A 16988-nucleotide genomic window follows, 5' to 3' on the forward strand; every position below is an offset into this window, starting at 1 on the left:
GACAGTTGGGGGTGGTGTGCAGATTTTCTGTGGCGAGGGGATTTATCCCCGTTGGACTGCGCAGCAGTCCCCAAAAGCGGGCAACTCGGTGAGTCTGATACACCGAGTGCTCAGGTTTGGGACTGCTGCGCAGTCCAGCGGGGATAAATCCCCTCGCCACAAGGGCTTGGTGTTGTGTCAGGGATTTTGGTGTGGTGAGGGGATAAATCTTCTCATCACAAAGGCATTGCTGTTAGGTCAGATGCCTTCGCTGATCGGCAACACGTAGTTCTTGAATTCGGTGTCTTCCTTGAAGCCGATCGATTCGTAGGTTTTTTGCGCCACTTCGTTGTTGCTGCTGGTGGAGACGCGCATGCGCACGGCGTTGGTTTCCTTGGCCATTTTTTTCGCGGTGCGGATCAGGTTGTCGGCCACCAGTTGGCGGCGGGCGTCTTCGGCGACGTAGATGTCGTTGAGGATCCACACGCGCTTGAGGGACAGGGATGAGTAGCTCGGGTAGAGCTGGCAGAAGCCCAGCAACCGGTTGTCATCGTCATCAGGCAGGGCCAGGTAGATCACCGATTCCTTGCGGCGCAGGCGTTTTTCGAGGAAGGCTCGGGACGAATCCGGGTAGGGCAGCGAGCCGTAGAATTCCCGGTATTTGACGAACAATGGGGTCAGCAGGTCCAGGTGTTCCAGCGAGGCTTGAATAATCCGCATGGTAGGTCTCGTCTGCAAGGGTCGACAGATACTCTGACAACAACGGCGTTCTGCCGTGCTTTTGATGCTGCCTGAAAGCGGAGTTAAAACGCAATCGGCTGCATCTGTCAGCTTCGGGGCGGCGCCAGTAGGAAATTACCTTTCATATCGGCTCCGTTTTCCGCCTCTAGAGTGTTCATCTGGGCTTCGTCCTTCAGATTGACTCCTGAAAGCTGACGACGGCAGGCCTCGCGCATCAGGTAGATCAAGCGATGGGCCGCCATGCCGTAGCTCAGGCCTTCGAGGCGGACATTGGAGATGCAGTTGCGATAGGCGTCGGTCAGGCCGACCTTGGGCGCGTAGGTGAAATACAGCCCCAGGCTGTCGGGGGAGCTGAGGCCGGGGCGTTCGCCGATCAGGATCACCGACATTTTTGCGCCAAGCCGCTGCGCCACTTCATCGGCCACGGCGACGCGGCCCTGTTCCACCAGGATCACCGGCGATGTCGACCAGCCTTCAGCGGCGATCTGTTCTTCCAGCCGCGCCAGGAACGGCAAGGTATGGCGGTGCACCGCCAGTGCCGACAGGCCATCAGCCACGACGATGGCCAGGTCCACGCCGCCGGGATGGGCCGCGGCGTAGTCCTGCAGGATTTGCGCGGAGGCGTCGTCGAGCCGGCGGCCCAGGTCCGGACGCTGTAGATAGCTATTACGGTCAGCGGCGGCGCTGTGGAGCAACAGGCTTTCGCGGCCGAGTTCAATCAGTTGCGCGCGAATGCCCTGGTGATCGAAGGCCAGGTGCACGGCATCGCGGGCCTGGGCGTGGGCGTACTGGAAGTCCAGTTGCGCCTGGGTCGGCAGGCTGGTGCCGGTGCGGCCCAGGGCGATGCGCGCCGGGGTGAGGTTGCGCAGGTTCAGCCAAGGGTTTTGTGGGTCGACAGGTTTTTTATCCATGGGCAGCTCACTTATCCCAGATGCGCGAGGGCGTGACGGAACGCCGGTGGCAGGTTGTCGCCAAACCGCACCCGGCCATCGGCCTGGGTGAAGATGCCCATGTTCGCGAGCCACAGTTCGAATTCCGGCGCCGGCTTCAGGCCCAGGGTCTGGCGGGCGTAGAGGGCGTCGTGGAACGAGGTGGTCTGGTAGTTGAGCATGATGTCGTCGGAGCCGGGGATGCCCATGATGAAGTTGATCCCGGCCACGCCCAGCAGCGTCAGCAGGGTGTCCATGTCGTCCTGGTCGGCTTCGGCGTGGTTGGTGTAGCAGATGTCGCAACCCATCGGCACGCCCAGCAGCTTGCCGCAGAAGTGGTCTTCGAGGCCGGCGCGGATGATCTGTTTGCCGTTGTACAGGTATTCCGGGCCGATGAATCCTACAACCGTGTTCACCAGGAACGGGTTGAAATGCCGTGCGACAGCGTAGGCCCGGGTCTCGCAGGTCTGTTGATCGACGCCGTGGTGGGCATTGGCCGACAGCGCGCTACCCTGGCCGGTTTCGAAATACATCAGGTTGTTGCCGAGGGTGCCGCGATTCAGGCTGAGCCCGGCGTCGTAGCCTTCCTGCAAGATGTTCAGGCTGATGCCGAAACTGGCGTTGGCCGCTTCGGTGCCGGCGATGGACTGGAACACCAGGTCCAGGGGCACGCCACGGTTGGCCGCTTCAATGGAGGTGGTGACGTGGGTCAGCACGCAGCCTTGGGTGGGGATGTCGTAGCGCTGGATGATGGCGTCGAGCATTTCCAGCATGGCGCAGATCGAGGCCGTGCTGTCGGTGGCCGGGTTGATGCCGATCATGGCGTCGCCGTTGCCGTAGAGCAGGCCGTCGAGGATGCTCGCGGCGATCCCGGCAGGCTCGTCGGTGGGGTGGTTGGGTTGCAGGCGGGTGGACAGGCGCCCGCGCAGGCCGAGGGTGCCGCGGAACTTGGTCACCACGCGGATTTTCTGCGCCACCAATACCAGGTCTTGCACGCGCATGATTTTCGACACGGCGGCGACCATTTCCGGGGTCAGGCCGGGGGCCAGTGCCCGCAGGCTGTCTTCATCGGCGGCGTCGCTGAGCAGCCAGTCGCGAAAACCGCCGACGGTGAGGTGGCTGACGGTGGCGAAGGCTTGTTTGTCGTGGGTGTCGACGATCAACCGGGTGACTTCGTCGGCCTCGTAAGGAATCAGCATTTCCTGCAGGAAATGGCTGAGGGGCAGGTCGGCCAAGGCCATCTGCGCGGCTACTCGCTCGCCATCGTTGAGCGCGGCGATTTCGGCCAGGAAATCCCCCGAGCGCGCCGGGCTGGCCTTGGCCATCAGGTCCTTGAGGCTGTCGAAGCGGTAGGTCTGGGCGCCGACGGAATGGGCGAATGCGGCCATGGGCGGTGTCCTCTTGGTTCTAAATTACCTAAACACCGCAGATCCAACCTGTGGGAGCGGGCTTGCTCGCGAATGCGGTGTGTCATTCAGCACATGTATCGGATGACACACCGCATTCGCGAGCAAGCCCGCTCCCACAAGGGCAGAGCTGCGTGCACTCCTATATGGCAGGCACCGGACCCTCGGCCCGGCGCCGGTGCAACGTTCAGATACCTGTGAGCATAGCGTCCGCCGGCGCATCGGAGCGTTGCTTGGCGGTCAGTTGGAAATACAGGTAGCCGACAATCATGAAGCCGAGGAACACCAAGCCAATCACCATGTTGAACCACGCCATCGCCACCAGGCACACCACCGCCAGGAACAGCGCAATGCCCGGTACGATCGGGTAGCCCGGCGCACGGAAGGTGCGTTCCAGGTTCGGTTCGGTCTTACGCAGCCTGAACAGGCTGAGCATGCTGATGATGTACATCACGATGGCGCCGAACACTGACATGGTGATCATCGCCGCCGTCAGGCTCATGCCTTGCAGGTTCACCAGGCCATCGCTGTAGATCGCCGCGATGCCGATGACGCCGCCGGCCAGGATCGCCCGGTGCGGGGTCTGGAAGCGCGACAGTTTCGCCAGGCCACGGGGCAGGTAGCCGGCCCGGGCCAGGGCGAAGAACTGCCGCGAGTAGCCGAGGATGATCCCGTGGAAGCTTGCCACCAGGCCGAACAGGCCGATCCACACCAGCATGTGCATCCACGTTGAATTGTTGCCGACCACGGCCTTCATGGCCTGGGGCAGCGGGTCGTTGATGTTCGACAGGGTGCGCCAGTCACCCACGCCGCCGGCCATGATCATCACGCCGATGGCGAGGAACACCAGGGTGAGGATGCCGCTGACATAGGCGCGGGGAATGGTGCGTTTCGGGTCCTTGGCTTCTTCGGCGGCCATGGCCGCGCCTTCGATGGCGAGGAAGAACCAGATGGCGAAGGGGATCGCCGCGAAAATGCCGGGGATCGAGGCGAGGCTGAATTCATTGGAGCCGGCCCAGCCGTTGAGCACGAAGTTACTGAAGCTGAAGCCCGGCGCGACCACGCCCATGAACACCAGCAATTCGGCGACCGCCAGCACGGTGACCACCAGCTCGAACGCGGCGGCGATGCTGACGCCGAGGATGTTCAGGGTCATGAACACGATGTACGCGCCAACCGCCGCGAGCTTGGGGTCCAGCTCCGGGAATTGCACGTTGAGGTAGGCGCCAATCGCCATGGCGATGGCCGGGGGCGCAAAGACGAATTCGATCAGGGTGGCGATCCCGGCGATCAACCCGCCTTTCTCGCCAAAGGCCCGTCGGCTGTAGGCAAACGGCCCGCCGGCGTGAGGAATCGCGGTGGTCAGTTCGGTGAAACTGAAGATGAAGCAGGTGTACATCAGCGCCACCATGAGGGCGGTGACGAGAAAGCCCAGGGTCCCGGCGGTGCCCCAGCCGTAGCTCCAGCCGAAGTACTCGCCGGAAATCACCAGGCCGACGGCGATGCCCCATAAATGCAGGGTGCCGAGTGTGGGTTTGAGTTGGGTGGTAGAAGTCATAAGTCCTCTCTGTCTTTTTTATTGTTTGATCTGTTGGACTTTCGGGTTTGCTGTGGAGCGGGCACGCAAGGCTCGTGCCAGAGCGGTGGGGCATTGATTTTGTGAGTGAGAGCGCCCTCGCGAGCAAGGGGTTGTGTCAGTCGATCGTTCCCACGCTCGGCGTGGGAATGCCTCAACGGACGCTCCGCGTTCGGCTTTTTGGGACGCGGAGCGTCCCGGGCTGCGTTCCCACGCAGAGCGTGGGAACGATCTCCCGGTAGGTTAGAAGAACCCCAACGGATTGATGTCGTAGCTCACCAGCAGGTTCTTGGTCTGCTGATAGTGGTCGAGCATCATCTTGTGGGTTTCACGCCCCACGCCGGACTTCTTGTAGCCACCGAACGCGGCGTGCGCCGGGTACAGGTGGTAGCAGTTGGTCCACACGCGACCGGCCTTGATCGCCCGGCCCATGCGGTAGGCGCGGTTGATGTCGCGGGTCCAGAGGCCGGCGCCGAGGCCGAACTCGGTGTCGTTGGCGATCGCCAGGGCTTCGGCTTCGTCCTTGAAGGTGGTGATGCTCACCACTGGGCCGAAGATTTCTTCCTGGAACACGCGCATCTTGTTGGTGCCCTTGAGCAGTGTCGGCTGGATGTAATACCCGGTCGCCAGGTTGCCCTCGAGTTTTTCCACCTTGCCACCGGTCAGCAGTTCGGCGCCTTCGCCCTTGGCGATTTCCAGGTACGAAAGAATCTTGTCGAATTGCTGTTCGGACGCCTGGGCGCCGACCATGGTGTCGGTGTCCAGCGGGTCGCCGCGTTTGATCTGCAGGACTTTCTTCATCACCACTTGCATGAATTCGTCGTAGATCGACTCCTGGACCAAGGCGCGGGATGGGCAGGTGCAGACTTCGCCCTGGTTGAAGAACGCCAGCACCAGACCTTCAGCGGCTTTCTCGATGAAGCTCGGTTCGGCCTGCATGATGTCTTCGAAGAAGATGTTCGGCGACTTGCCGCCCAGTTCCACGGTGGACGGGATGATGTTCTCGGCGGCGCATTTCATGATGTGCGAGCCCACCGGGGTGGAACCGGTGAAGGCGATCTTGGCGATGCGTTTGCTGGTGGCGAGGGCTTCGCCGGCTTCCTTGCCGAAGCCTTGCACCACGTTCAGCACGCCGGGTGGCAGCAGGTCACCGATCAACTCCATGAGCACGCAGATGCCCAGCGGGGTTTGCTCGGCCGGCTTGAGCACCACGCAGTTACCGGCGGCCAGGGCCGGGGCGAGTTTCCAGGCGGCCATCAGCAGCGGGAAGTTCCACGGGATGATCTGCCCGACCACGCCCAGGGGTTCATGGATGTGGTAGGCCACGGTGTTGCCATCGATCTCGGCGGCGCTGCCTTCCTGGGCCCGCAGGCAACCGGCGAAGTAGCGGAAGTGGTCGGCGGCCAGGGGGATGTCGGCGTTGAGGGTTTCGCGCACGGCCTTGCCGTTGTCCCAGGATTCGGTGATCGCCAGGGTTTCGAGGTTGGCTTCGATACGGTCGGCGATTTTCAGCAGGATCAGCGAACGGGCCTGGGCCGAGGTGGCACCCCAGGCATCAGCGGCGGCGTGGGCAGCGTCCAGGGCCTTTTCGATGTCTTCGGCCGTGGAACGCGGGAATTCGGCAATGGGCTGGCCATTGACCGGGGAAGTATTGGTGAAGTACTGACCTTTGACCGGCGCGACGAACTCGCCGCCGATGTAGTTACCGTATTTGCTCTTGAACGAAACGATAGCGCCTTCAGTACCGGGGTGAGCGTAACGCATGATGAGTTCTCCTTGGCTTTTGTGCTTATACGGGAGGCCGCGCAAAATCGAGCGCTGGTACCTAAGCCTAGAGCAAAGGTTGGGCCATTGCCTTGCAGGGCCCGTAAATCAAGACTTTAGGAGGAGTTGGTCGGACAAACGGATGGGGTGTGTGGCGATAGCGATACGGCGGGTGTGACAGTTTGTGCCAGGTGCGAGACAGTCTGTGACTGGCAGGTCGCGCCAGCATTGCAAAGGCGGTTGGGCTGGAGGATGCTGGGGTATTCGCCAGTTGGCCTGCCGAACACCATTGTGGCGAGGGGATTTATCTGTGGTGAGGGGATTTATCCCCGCTGGGCTGCGCAGCAGCCCCCCAAGGTAGTCACTCGATCAACCTGACACTCCGCAGACTCAGGTTTTGGGGCTGCTTCGCAGCCCAGCGGGGATAAATCCCCTCGCCACAGGTGAAGTGTCAAACACAGGGTTAGGGTTCGACCGGTACTCCAACAAGGCCGCAACCTTCGGGGAGAATAATAAGAAATGCACAGCAACCATTTGAGTCGCCATGCCCAGCAAGTCCTGACGGTCACCCAGGGCAAGGCCCATTTGCAGGGCCCTGGCAGCGATCCGTCGATTGCCCGTTCCTGGCTGCGCTGCCTCGAGGACTATCACCTCGACCCGGCCCAGAACCTGGCGCCGACGGTGCTCGAGCATGGCCGGGTGCTGGAGAGCCGCGAGCGCTTGCAACAGGTGCTGCACATCGCCGGCAATGAAATGACCAGCCTGCACCAGCAACTCTCCGGCGCCGGCCACGCGGTGCTGCTGACCGACGCCCGGGGCGTGATCCTCAACTGCGTCACCGCCTCCAGCGAACGGAAGATTTTCGAACGGGCCGGCCTCTGGCTCGGCGCCGACTGGAGCGAAGCCTGCGAAGGCACCAACGGCATCGGCACCTGCCTGGTGGAGCGCCAGGCCCTGACCATCCACCAGGAAGAACACTTTCGCGGCCGCCACACCGGCCTGACCTGCTCGGCCAGCCCGGTGTTCGATCCCCAGGGCGAGTTGCTGGCGGTGCTCGACGTCTCCTCGGCCCGGCCGGACGTGTCGCGCCAGAGCCAGTTCCACACCATGGCCCTGGTCAATCTCTCGGCGAAGATGATCGAGAGTTGCTATTTCCTCCGTTGCTTCGACAACCAATGGCTGCTGCGCTTTCATTTGCAGGCCGAATCCGTGGGGCTGTTCAGCGAGGGTTTGCTGGCGTTCGACGGCGAAGGGCGGATCTGCGCGGTCAACCAGAGCGCGCTCAATCTGTTGGGGCATATTCGCGGCGGCTTGCTGGGCCAGCGGGTGGAAGACTTTTTCGATTGTTCACTGGACGAGTTGCTGGGGCGGGCCAGTGCCCAGGCCAGCGCCAGTTGGCCGCTGCGCACCCGTGATGGCCGGCATTTGTTCGCCGTGTTGCGTGGCCAGCCGCGCAGTGTGCCGGTGCCGGTCGCGCCGGCACTGCTCAAGGCCATCGAGCCCGCGCGGCTGCCGGGTATCTGCCTGGGGGACGCGGCGTTGCAGGAGCATTTTCGCAAGGCACTGCGGGTGTTCGAGCGCGATGTGCCGTTGCTGATCCATGGCGAAACCGGCTCCGGCAAGGAGGCGTTCGCCAAGGCCGTGCACCACGCCAGCCAGCGCGCCGGCAAGCACTTCGTCGCCCTCAACTGCGCGGCCATCCCCGAAAGCCTGATCGAGAGCGAACTGTTCGGTTATCGCGGCGGCAGCTTCACCGGCGCGCGCAAGGAAGGCATGCGCGGCAAGCTGCAACAGGCCGACGGCGGCACGCTGTTCCTCGATGAAATCGGCGACATGCCCCTGGCCTTGCAGACCCGTTTGCTACGGGTGCTGGAAGATCGCCAGGTGGTGCCCATCGGCGGCGAACCCGAGGCGGTGAACGTGCGCATCATCAGCGCCACCCACCGGCAGTTGCTCGACCGGGTGCGGGACGGCAGTTTTCGCGAGGATTTGTATTACCGCCTCAATGGCCTGGAAATCCCCCTCCCGGCGTTGCGTGAGCGTAGTGACAAGTCGCAATTGCTGGATTTCCTGTTGGCTGAAGAAAGCGGGGCCGAGACGGTGCTCATCGAAGAGCCGGCGCGCCAGGCGTTGCTGGGGTTCGACTGGCCGGGCAACGTGCGGCAACTGCGCAATGTGCTGCGCACCCTCGCCGCGCTGTGCGACGGTGGGCGGATTGGGCTGGAGGACTTGCCGGCGATGATCCGCCAGCGCCCGGTTGCCGTGGTCGAAACGGTGGCAGAACGGCCACTGGAAGATGCCGAGCGCCTGGCGTTGCTCGATGCACTGGAGCGCCAGCGTTGGCACATGACCCACACGGCGGAACAACTGGGGATCAGCCGCAATACCCTCTACCGGAAGCTGCGTAAACACGCGATTGCCCGATAAAGCACTGACTGCTGACCGCTGTTGTGGCGAGGGGATTTATCCCCGCTGGGCTGCGCAGCAGCCCCAAAGCAGTGAACTCAATCTTACTGGCACGCCGAGTTACCTGGTTTAGGGGCCGCTTCGCAGCCCAACGGGGATAAATCCCCTCGCCACAAAAGTCGGGTTGCACATTCAACTGTGGGCGAGCTTGCTCGCGATGACGGCGGCACATTCAACATCGCCGCAAGCTGACTCACCGCTATCGCGAGCAAGCTCCCACAGGTGATTTGCGGTGCTTCAGCGGCGTGAAGTCGAAACACAAGGTGCGATTTCCCCCTCCCTACGCTAACCTGCGGCCATGTTTTACGAGGTCGACTATGCACATCCATATTCTCGGTATTTGCGGCACTTTCATGGGTTCGATGGCGGTCCTGGCCAAGGAGCTGGGCCATCATGTGACCGGTTCCGACGCCAACGTCTATCCGCCGATGAGCACCCAGCTGGAAGCCCAGGGCATTGAACTGACCCAAGGCTACGACCCGGCACAACTGGACCCGGCGCCGGACCTGGTGGTCATCGGCAACGCCATGTCCCGGGGCAACCCGGCGGTGGAGTACGTGCTCAACAAAGGCCTGCCGTACGTGTCCGGGCCGCAGTGGCTGGCCGATCACGTGTTGCAGGGCCGTTGGGTCCTGGCCGTGGCCGGCACCCACGGCAAGACCACCACCAGCAGCATGCTCGCCTGGGTCCTGGAACACGCGGGCATGAGCCCGGGTTTCCTGATCGGTGGCGTGCCGCAGAATTTCTCGGTGTCGGCGCGCCTGGGTGGCACGCCGTTCTTCGTGATCGAGGCGGATGAATACGACAGCGCGTTTTTCGATAAACGCTCGAAATTCGTCCATTACCGTCCACGCACAGCGATCCTCAACAACCTTGAGTTCGATCACGCCGACATCTTCCCCGACCTGGCGGCCATCGAACGGCAGTTCCACCATTTGGTGCGCATCATCCCGAGCGAAGGCCTGGTGATCCATCCGACCACCGAACCGGCCTTGCAGCGCGTCATTGAAATGGGCTGCTGGACCCCGGTGCAAACCACCGGTGCGGGCGGCCAATGGCAGGTGAAGTTGCTCAAGGATGACGGTTCGCAATTTGAAGTCATGTTCGAAGGCCAGTCCCAAGGCGTGGTCGAGTGGGGCATGACCGGCCAGCACAACGTCGCCAACGCCCTGGCGACGTTGGCGGCGGCCCGGCATGTCGGCGTGGTGCCGTCCATGGGCATTGCTGCGTTGAGCGCGTTCAAGAGTGTGAAGCGGCGGATGGAGAAAGTCGCCGAGGTCAACGGCATCACCATTTATGACGACTTCGCCCACCACCCGACAGCCATCGCCACCACCCTCGACGGTTTGCGCAAGCGCATCGGCGAGGCGCCGTTGATCGCGATCATCGAGCCGCGCTCCAACTCCATGAAGCTCGGCGCTCACCGCGATGGCCTGCCGGAAAGCGTGGTCGATGCCGACCAGGTGATCTGGTACGCACCGGCCAACCTGGGTTGGGACCTCGGCGCCACCGCCGCGCTGTGCACGGTGCCGTCGATTGTCAGCGATTCCCTGGAAGGCATCATCGAGCGCGTGAAGAGCCAGGCCCAGCCCGGTACCCACGTGGTGATCATGAGCAATGGCGGCTTCGGCGGCCTGCATGGCAAGCTGGCCGAGGCACTGAAATGAACACGCGCTTGGAGAGCAATGGCCCTGAACGCATCACGTTGGCGATGACCGGCGCTTCCGGCGCCCAGTACGGTTTGCGTCTGCTCGATTGCCTGGTGCGCGAAGACCGCGAGGTGCACTTCCTGATCTCCAAGGCCGCGCAATTGGTGATGGCCACCGAGACCGACGTGACCCTGCCGGCCAAGACCCAGATGATGCAGGCCTTCCTCACCGAATACACCGGGGCGGCGGCGGGGCAGATTCGCGTGTATGGCAAGGAAGACTGGATGTCACCGGTGGCGTCGGGCTCCGGCGCGCCGGCGGCCATGGTGGTGGTGCCGTGTTCCACCGGGACGCTGTCGGCGATTGCCACCGGGGCCTGCAACAACCTGATCGAACGGGCGGCGGACGTCACGCTCAAGGAGCGCCGCCAGCTGATCCTGGTGCCGCGGGAAGCGCCATATTCGAGCATTCACCTGGAGAACATGCTCAAGCTGTCGAACATGGGCGTGACCATCCTGCCGGCCTCGCCGGGTTTCTATCACCAGCCGCAGACCATCGACGACCTGATCGATTTCGTCGTCGCGCGGATTCTCAACCTGCTGAACATCCCCCAGGACATGCTGCCGCGCTGGGGCGAGCATCATTTGAGCAGCGATGAATAAGCTGCTGATCGTGCTGTTGGCGCTGCAACTGACCGGCTGCGCCACCGCCCGCACCCTCGACGCCGCCAAGCCCGGTGCGCCGGTGGTGTACGCGGGCACGCGCCTGGATCTTTACGCCCTCAACGGCGGCTGTTGCGCCAAGGACCGCTTCGGGGCCGAGGCGCCGAGCTACCCTGGCGTCGATCTGCCGGGCAGTGCGCTGCTGGATACCTTGTTGTTGCCGTTGTCGTTGTTCACCGCAATTGGCGTGGGGTTCCGGGCGACTGGGGGGATGTAGGGTTGAGAAGAGGTAGCTGTCTGGAGGAGATTCCTGTGGCGCGGGGATTTATCCCCGCTGGGCCGCGAAGCGGCCCCAAGGCAGCTAACTCAATCAGTCTGATACACCGCGTGCTCCGGTTTTTGGGACTGCTTCGCAGTCCAGCGGGGATAAATCCCCTCGCCACAACCCCCTCACACCACAATAAGCGCTCGGCTTTGGATCGGTGGAGCACCACGGGCTATTTCCCCAGTTTACGCAACTCATCCGACTCCACCACCCGCACCCCATCCTGCTCTTCCAGCGCCAGGCGCCACATGGCCCGGGCCAGTTGGCAGGCTTCGATGCCGTGGTATTTGCCCGGGATCAGCCTCGACAACGGTCCGGCCAGTTGCTCGGCCAGGCGCGGTTCGACGCGGTCGCCCAGCAGCAGGGAAGGGCGGCAGAGGGTCAATTGCGGCCAGTCCTGGGCCCTGAGGGCCGCTTCCATCTCACCCTTGACCCGGTTGTAGAAGATCGATGACTTGGCGTCGGCCCCCAGGGCACTGATCACCACCAGGTGCCGCGCGCCCAGTTCCCGGGCGCGCTGGGCAAATGCCACCACCAGGTCCAGGTCCACCGCGCGAAAGGCCGCTTCGGAGCCGGCTTTCTTGAGGGTGGTGCCGAGGCAGCAAAAGGCGATGTCGACCTGGCCGCTGAGTTGAGGCAACACCTGGGCCGGCTCCCCCACCGGGTTTTCCAGGCGCGGGTGTTCGGCCAGCGGCCGGCGGGTGGGGGCCAGGACCCGGGTGATGGTCGGCTCGTTGAGCAGCCGGTCCAGTAGATGTTCCCCGGTCAGGCCCGTGGCTCCGGCGAGCAAAACATGCTGAGGCGTCAAGTACATAGTGTTTCCCCCTTGATACGGTTCAGCTTAGTTGCTCTTTGTCGCCCCGTCGTTCAATGCAGTACTTTGCAATGCTTTCCGGGCCTGCTGTTTGCGCAGCAGTTGCCAGTGGGAAAGGACCGTCCTGGGCGCCCACATCTGCGGTTCGGAGGCTTCGAAATTGTCTGCCTGTTCCCGTTCGGCCACGGTGGCCTTGGCCCGCTTGAAAGCCTGCTCCAGGTCGTCGGTCTGGTTCAAGGCCTGGGCGAACAGCGCATCGCCGAAGTAGGTGAAGTTGGCTTCCTCGGAGCAGCCGAAGGACACTCGGTCGGCCCGGGAGGCGGTCATGATCAAGGTGCGTTCATCCTTGAGCGCCGGGATGAAGCCGCCGGAATAGCAGGCCGAGATCACCACGATCTTGTCGCGGTTCTTCAGCGGCGCCAGGACCACGGCCAGTTCATCGGCGGGCAGGTCGGCCAGTTCCATGCGCGGCTGGTCGAGCACCAGTTCATGCTCGCTGGTGCCGTGGCTGGTCAGGTAGATGAAAATCAGGTCTTCCGGGCCACTGCGCTCGGCCAGGGTCGCGGCGGCGCGGCGCAGGCTTTCGCGGCTGGCCATGGGGCGGTCGCCGAGGTGATCGCGGTGGTTCACCAGGCGGATCTGCCCGAACGCGCCGAAACGGCTGGTGAGCATGTTGGCGACATAGTCGGATTCGCGCAGGAATACGCTTTGCTTGCCGTCGCCGCCCAGGGTCAGGCTGTACAGTTCCACCGCCGGGGTCGAGGCCGGGATGTTGGCCAGGGCCTCCTCCAGCAGGCGGCCCTGGGCCAGCAGGCCAAGTTCGAGCACATCCGGCAACAGCCTGCCGTCCGCGTCGCGCACCCGTTGGCCGTTGGCCCAGGTGCCGCTTTGCACGGTGCCATCGGTCAGCACCAGGGTGCCGCGTCCGTGGTAGCTGTCGTTTTCGAACTGGCCGATGTAGAAACTGCCGTCGGGCAGGTTCAGGCGGCCCTGGCCGGTAAAGCGCCAATCATTGAATTGACCGAGGTAGTGGCTGCCGTCGGCGCCGATCAGTTCGCCCTTGCCGGTCAGCGCGCCGTCCTTGAACCGGCCGATCCAGACATCGCCGTCGGCATTTTCGTAGCGACCGCGACCGTTGAGCTGGTTGTTCCTGAAACCGCCGATGTAGACATCGCCATCGGCGCTGTTGAAGGTGCCCTTGCCCTGCAGTTGCCCGTCGACAAAATGGCCGGTGAACTGGTTGCCGCTGGCATCGAAGCGCTGGCCTTCACCGTTGGGCTTGCCGTTGACGAAGGGGCCTTGGTACTGGCTGCCGTCGTCGAGTTCCAGGCGCCCGAGACCGGAATAGCGGTCGGCCTTGAACTCGCCCCGGTAGGTCATGCCGTTTTCCTTGAGCGTCCCTTCACCGTCCCGGCGCCCCAGCTTGAAGCCGCCGGTGTAGCTGCTGGTGGGGGTGGTCAGGCTGCCCTGGCCGTGGAACAGGCCCTGGTGGAACTGGCCGCGATAGACCTCGCCATTGCTGCCGTGCCATTCCCCGGTGCCGTGCCACTGGCCCTTGTCGAACTGCCCGGCATACCAACTGCCGTTGGGGTAGTCGATGCGCCCTTGGCCTTGCAGCAGCCCGTCCACCAGGTCGCCGCGATAGCGGCCGCCGTCGGGCAGGCGCGCGTCGGGAGGCAGCGGCGATTCGCCGCCGCCACAGGCGGTGAGCAACAGGGTCAGGGTCAGTGGGACGAATAAGCGCATAACCGGATCCAGATCATCAAGCCACGAGTATGCCGCAGCTAGCCCCCCTGGACATAGGGAAGCGATGCGAAACTGCACGAGCGGTTTCGCGACCGCGCAGGTTTACACGAAGCAGAGTGATAGTGGCTCGGCGATGTAGGCCGGTTTTTCCGAACCTTCGATTTCCAGCGTGGCGGTGGCCTTGAGCAGCCATTGGCCGGGTTTTTTCTCGGTGGCGTCCACCAGGTCGACCTTGAGCCGGACCTTGGAGTCGACCTTCACCGGTTGGATGAAGCGCACGCTGTCCAGGCCATAGTTGACGACCATCTTCACGCCTTCGGGCAGGATCAGGATGTCTTCCATCAGCTTGGGCATCAGCGACAGCGACAGGAAACCGTGGGCGATGGTGCTGCCGAACGGGGTCTGCGCGGCCTTGACCGGGTCGACGTGGATGAACTGAAAGTCGCCAGTGGCTTCGGCGAACAGGTTGATGCGCGCCTGATCGATCGTGAGCCATTCGGAACGTCCAAGTTCCTTGCCGACATAATCTTTGAGCGCTGCAACGGGGACGTAGGGCATTGAGACTCTCCTTGGGTTCATCGGTTTTACTTTTTCTGGGGCGGGGATTGGCGTCCCCGAAAAACCACTGTAGATCAACATGGCGTGCACGTAAGGTCACTGAACATGCTTTTTACGAATGCCGACCCATAGCGCGAGCATGTTTAAATGTGTCATCAGGTGACTCCCCGTAGGAGCTGCCGAAGGCTGCGATCTTTTGATCTTTCGCTCCGGATTCAATTGGAAGGGGAAAGATCGCAGCCTCGTTGCACTCGGCAGCTCCTACGGGTAGCTCCTACAGGAACAGGTTTATGGTGTTTGTGAGGGGAGAGAGCGGATGTTGCTACGGGGTCTGACCTGGCTGGTGTTTTTCCAATTGCTGGGCACTGCGATCAATCATGTGTTCTTGCCGGTGCTGCCTGGGCCGATCATTGGCCTGTTGTTGCTGCTGGGCTATCTGGTGGTGCGCGGTGAAGTCAGCGAACCGTTGAACCTGGCCGCCAGTAGCCTGCTGCGTTACCTGCCCTTGCTGCTGGTGCCGCCAGCGGTGGGGGTGATGGTCTATGCCGGGGCGATTGCCGCCGATTTCTGGGCCATCGTTGGCGCGTTGACCTTGTCCCTGGTGCTGTCCGTGGCGCTGACGGGCGTGCTGATGCAGCGCCTGGCCCGCCGTCACGTCGCCGCCCCGGAGGACAGCCAATGATGCTCGACTGGCAGGGCGCCTGGACCTCGGTGATCCACCATCCGCTGTTCGGCATCGGCATTACCCTGGGTGCCTATCAGTTGGTGTTGGCGGCGTTCGAAAAGACCCGCTGGGTGTTCCTGCAACCGGTGTTGATGTCGATGGTGCTGTTGATCGGCGTGTTGGTCGGCTGCGGCATCGGCTATGCCGAGTACCGCAAGAGCACCGAGATCCTCAGCATTCTGCTGGGCCCGGCCACGGTCGCCCTGGCGGTGCCGCTGTATTTGAACCTGCGACGGATCCGGCAGTTGTTCTGGCCGATTTTTACTACGCTGGTGATAGCCGGGGTGTTTGCCACGGGCTCCGCGGTGGTGTTGGGCTGGGCCTTTGGCGCCGAGCACATGATCCTGATGACCATGGCGCCCAAGTCCGTGACTTCACCGATCGCCATGCTGGTGGCCGAGCAGATCGGCGGCGTGGCGGCCATGGCGGCGGTGTTCGTGTTGATCACCGGTGTGCTCGGGGCGATCCTCGGTCCGAGTATTCTGACCCGGTTGGGTGTCCATAGCCCCGAGGCCCGGGGCATGGCCCTGGGGCTGGCGGCCCATGCGGTGGGCACGTCGGTGGCGTTGCAGGAAAGCGAGGAGTCGGGTGCCTTTGCGGCGCTGGCAATGAGTCTGATGGGCGTGGCCACGGCGGTGCTATTGCCGTTGGTGGTGTCGATGACCGTTTAAGGATCTGGTTATGAGCTTGCCGCTTTTCCCGTTGAACACCGTGCTGTTCCCCGGTTGCATCCTCGACTTGCAGATTTTCGAGGCGCGTTACCTCGACATGATTGGGCGCTGCATGAAAAAAGGCGAAGGCTTCGGGGTGGTGTGCATCCTCGATGGCGAAGAAGTCGGTCACGCGCCTGAAGGCTTCGCGCGGGTCGGTTGTGAAGCGCGCATTACTGATTTCTCCCAGCAGGACAATGGTCTGCTGGGCATTCGCGTGGAGGGTGGGCGGCGCTTTATCGTCCATGGCACCCGCGTCCAGGCGGATCAACTGATGGTCGCTGAAGTCGAGTGGCTGGAGGAAGAACCGGAGCAACCGCTGCAAGAGGAAGACGCCGACCTGGTGGCGCTGCTCAAGGCCCTGGCCGAGCACCCGATGGTCGAGGCCCTGAACATGGGCACCGAAGCGACCGGCCAGCAATCGCTGGCCAATCAACTGGCTTACCTGCTGCCGTTCAATGAGCTGGACAAGATCGACCTGCTGCAACTCGACGACCCGCAACAGCGCCTGGATGCGATCCAGGCGCTGCTCGATGAGCTGCAGGGCGAGCTCTTCGCCTGACTCAACTCATATTTCACTGAATACCACTGATCCCTAATGAAATGGTCCTCTCAGACCTCCCCCAGTGAAAGCTAAGCTTTCACTGGGGGATCTACCGGAGACCGCCGCCATGAATACTGACAATCTTGCTATTACCAGCTTGGATCTAGGCAAAAACTGCTTCCACTTCTACGGTCAAGATAACCGCGGGCGCCACCTGTTCCGTGCCAAGGTTTCACGCGCTCAGGTTTTTGCCTTCATTGCTCAACTGCCCGCTTGCACCCTGGCTATGGAAGCCTGCGGCGGTGCGCATTTCATGGGCCGATTCGCAGTCAGTTGTGGCCATCAACCCAAACTCATAGCAGCCCAACATGTACGTCCTTACGTCAAAAGCAACA

At 62.8% G+C, this 16988-nt stretch carries 15 protein-coding genes and 1 pseudogene; 8 read left to right on the forward strand and 8 right to left on the reverse strand.

All coding sequences use genetic code 11. The features are described 5' to 3' along the window. Positions 1-237 precede the first annotated feature (237 nt). From BLP82_RS27890 to BLP82_RS27910, 5 genes are all read right to left on the reverse strand, one after another. The gene (locus tag BLP82_RS27890) at positions 238-699 is read right to left on the reverse strand and encodes a GNAT family N-acetyltransferase (RefSeq protein WP_092176074.1); all 462 of its coding nucleotides are present in this window, start codon (positions 697-699) and stop codon (positions 238-240) included. Between the two features lie 107 nt (positions 700-806). Next, the gene (gene eutC / locus BLP82_RS27895; RefSeq protein ID WP_092176079.1) at positions 807-1631 is read right to left on the reverse strand and encodes an ethanolamine ammonia-lyase subunit EutC; all 825 of its coding nucleotides are present in this window, start codon (positions 1629-1631) and stop codon (positions 807-809) included. A gap of 11 nt (positions 1632-1642) precedes the next feature. Further along, the gene (locus BLP82_RS27900; RefSeq protein WP_092176084.1) at positions 1643-3037 is read right to left on the reverse strand and encodes an ethanolamine ammonia-lyase subunit EutB; all 1395 of its coding nucleotides are present in this window, start codon (positions 3035-3037) and stop codon (positions 1643-1645) included. A gap of 205 nt (positions 3038-3242) precedes the next feature. Continuing rightward, entirely contained in the window at positions 3243-4613 is a 1371-nt protein-coding gene (gene eat / locus BLP82_RS27905) for an ethanolamine permease (RefSeq protein WP_092176088.1), read from the reverse strand. Between the two features lie 261 nt (positions 4614-4874). Further along, positions 4875-6395: an acetaldehyde dehydrogenase ExaC gene (locus BLP82_RS27910; protein WP_060740464.1), complete on the reverse strand. Its 1521-nt coding sequence runs from the start codon at positions 6393-6395 to the stop codon at positions 4875-4877. A gap of 519 nt (positions 6396-6914) precedes the next feature. Between BLP82_RS27910 and BLP82_RS27915 the strand changes: the two genes are divergently transcribed. The 4 genes from BLP82_RS27915 to BLP82_RS27930 all read left to right on the forward strand — a co-directional run bounded on the left by BLP82_RS27915 (position 6915) and on the right by BLP82_RS27930 (position 11449). Next, positions 6915-8822: a sigma-54-dependent Fis family transcriptional regulator gene (locus BLP82_RS27915; RefSeq protein WP_092176092.1), complete on the forward strand. Its 1908-nt coding sequence runs from the start codon at positions 6915-6917 to the stop codon at positions 8820-8822. Positions 8823-9178: 356 nt separating this feature from the next. Continuing rightward, complete coding sequence (gene mpl, locus BLP82_RS27920) at positions 9179-10528, forward strand: UDP-N-acetylmuramate:L-alanyl-gamma-D-glutamyl-meso-diaminopimelate ligase (RefSeq protein ID WP_060740466.1); 1350 nt, start codon at positions 9179-9181, stop codon at positions 10526-10528. Continuing rightward, on the forward strand, positions 10525-11172 hold the full coding sequence (ubiX, locus tag BLP82_RS27925) for a flavin prenyltransferase UbiX (protein WP_092176097.1): 648 nt from the start codon (positions 10525-10527) through the stop codon (positions 11170-11172). Before mpl ends, ubiX begins: the two co-directional genes overlap by 4 nt. Continuing rightward, entirely contained in the window at positions 11165-11449 is a 285-nt protein-coding gene (locus BLP82_RS27930; protein WP_072411944.1) for a YceK/YidQ family lipoprotein, read from the forward strand. Before ubiX ends, BLP82_RS27930 begins: the two co-directional genes overlap by 8 nt. Before the next feature lie 220 nt (positions 11450-11669). Here BLP82_RS27930 and BLP82_RS27935 read toward each other — a convergent pair whose 3' ends face one another. The 3 genes from BLP82_RS27935 to BLP82_RS27945 all read right to left on the reverse strand — a co-directional run bounded on the left by BLP82_RS27935 (position 11670) and on the right by BLP82_RS27945 (position 14615). Continuing rightward, entirely contained in the window at positions 11670-12311 is a 642-nt protein-coding gene (locus tag BLP82_RS27935; protein ID WP_092176101.1) for an oxidoreductase, read from the reverse strand. A gap of 27 nt (positions 12312-12338) precedes the next feature. Next, positions 12339-14057, reverse strand: coding sequence for a C13 family peptidase (locus BLP82_RS27940; protein ID WP_092176105.1), 1719 nt, complete (start codon positions 14055-14057; stop codon positions 12339-12341). 102 nt (positions 14058-14159) lie between these two features. Continuing rightward, complete coding sequence (locus BLP82_RS27945; protein ID WP_060740471.1) at positions 14160-14615, reverse strand: MaoC family dehydratase; 456 nt, start codon at positions 14613-14615, stop codon at positions 14160-14162. A gap of 316 nt (positions 14616-14931) precedes the next feature. Here BLP82_RS27945 and BLP82_RS27950 point away from each other — a divergent pair, with 316 nt between their 5' ends. The 4 genes and pseudogenes from BLP82_RS27950 to BLP82_RS31415 form a co-directional block, all read left to right on the forward strand. Beyond that, positions 14932-15297, forward strand: a complete 366-nt coding sequence (locus tag BLP82_RS27950; protein WP_092176109.1) for a CidA/LrgA family protein — start codon at positions 14932-14934, stop codon at positions 15295-15297. Further along, entirely contained in the window at positions 15294-16010 is a 717-nt protein-coding gene (locus BLP82_RS27955; protein WP_060740473.1) for an LrgB family protein, read from the forward strand. Before BLP82_RS27950 ends, BLP82_RS27955 begins: the two co-directional genes overlap by 4 nt. 10 nt (positions 16011-16020) lie before the next feature. Next, a complete protein-coding gene (locus BLP82_RS27960) occupies positions 16021-16611 on the forward strand; it encodes an LON peptidase substrate-binding domain-containing protein (protein ID WP_092176113.1) in 591 nt (196 codons plus the stop codon). Positions 16612-16720: 109 nt separating this feature from the next. Beyond that, positions 16721-16988, forward strand: a pseudogene (locus BLP82_RS31415) (IS110 family transposase); the annotation flags it as partial.

This window comes from Pseudomonas sp. NFACC37-1 (assembly GCF_900101575.1).
Taxonomy (GTDB): domain Bacteria; phylum Pseudomonadota; class Gammaproteobacteria; order Pseudomonadales; family Pseudomonadaceae; genus Aquipseudomonas; species Aquipseudomonas fluorescens_AA.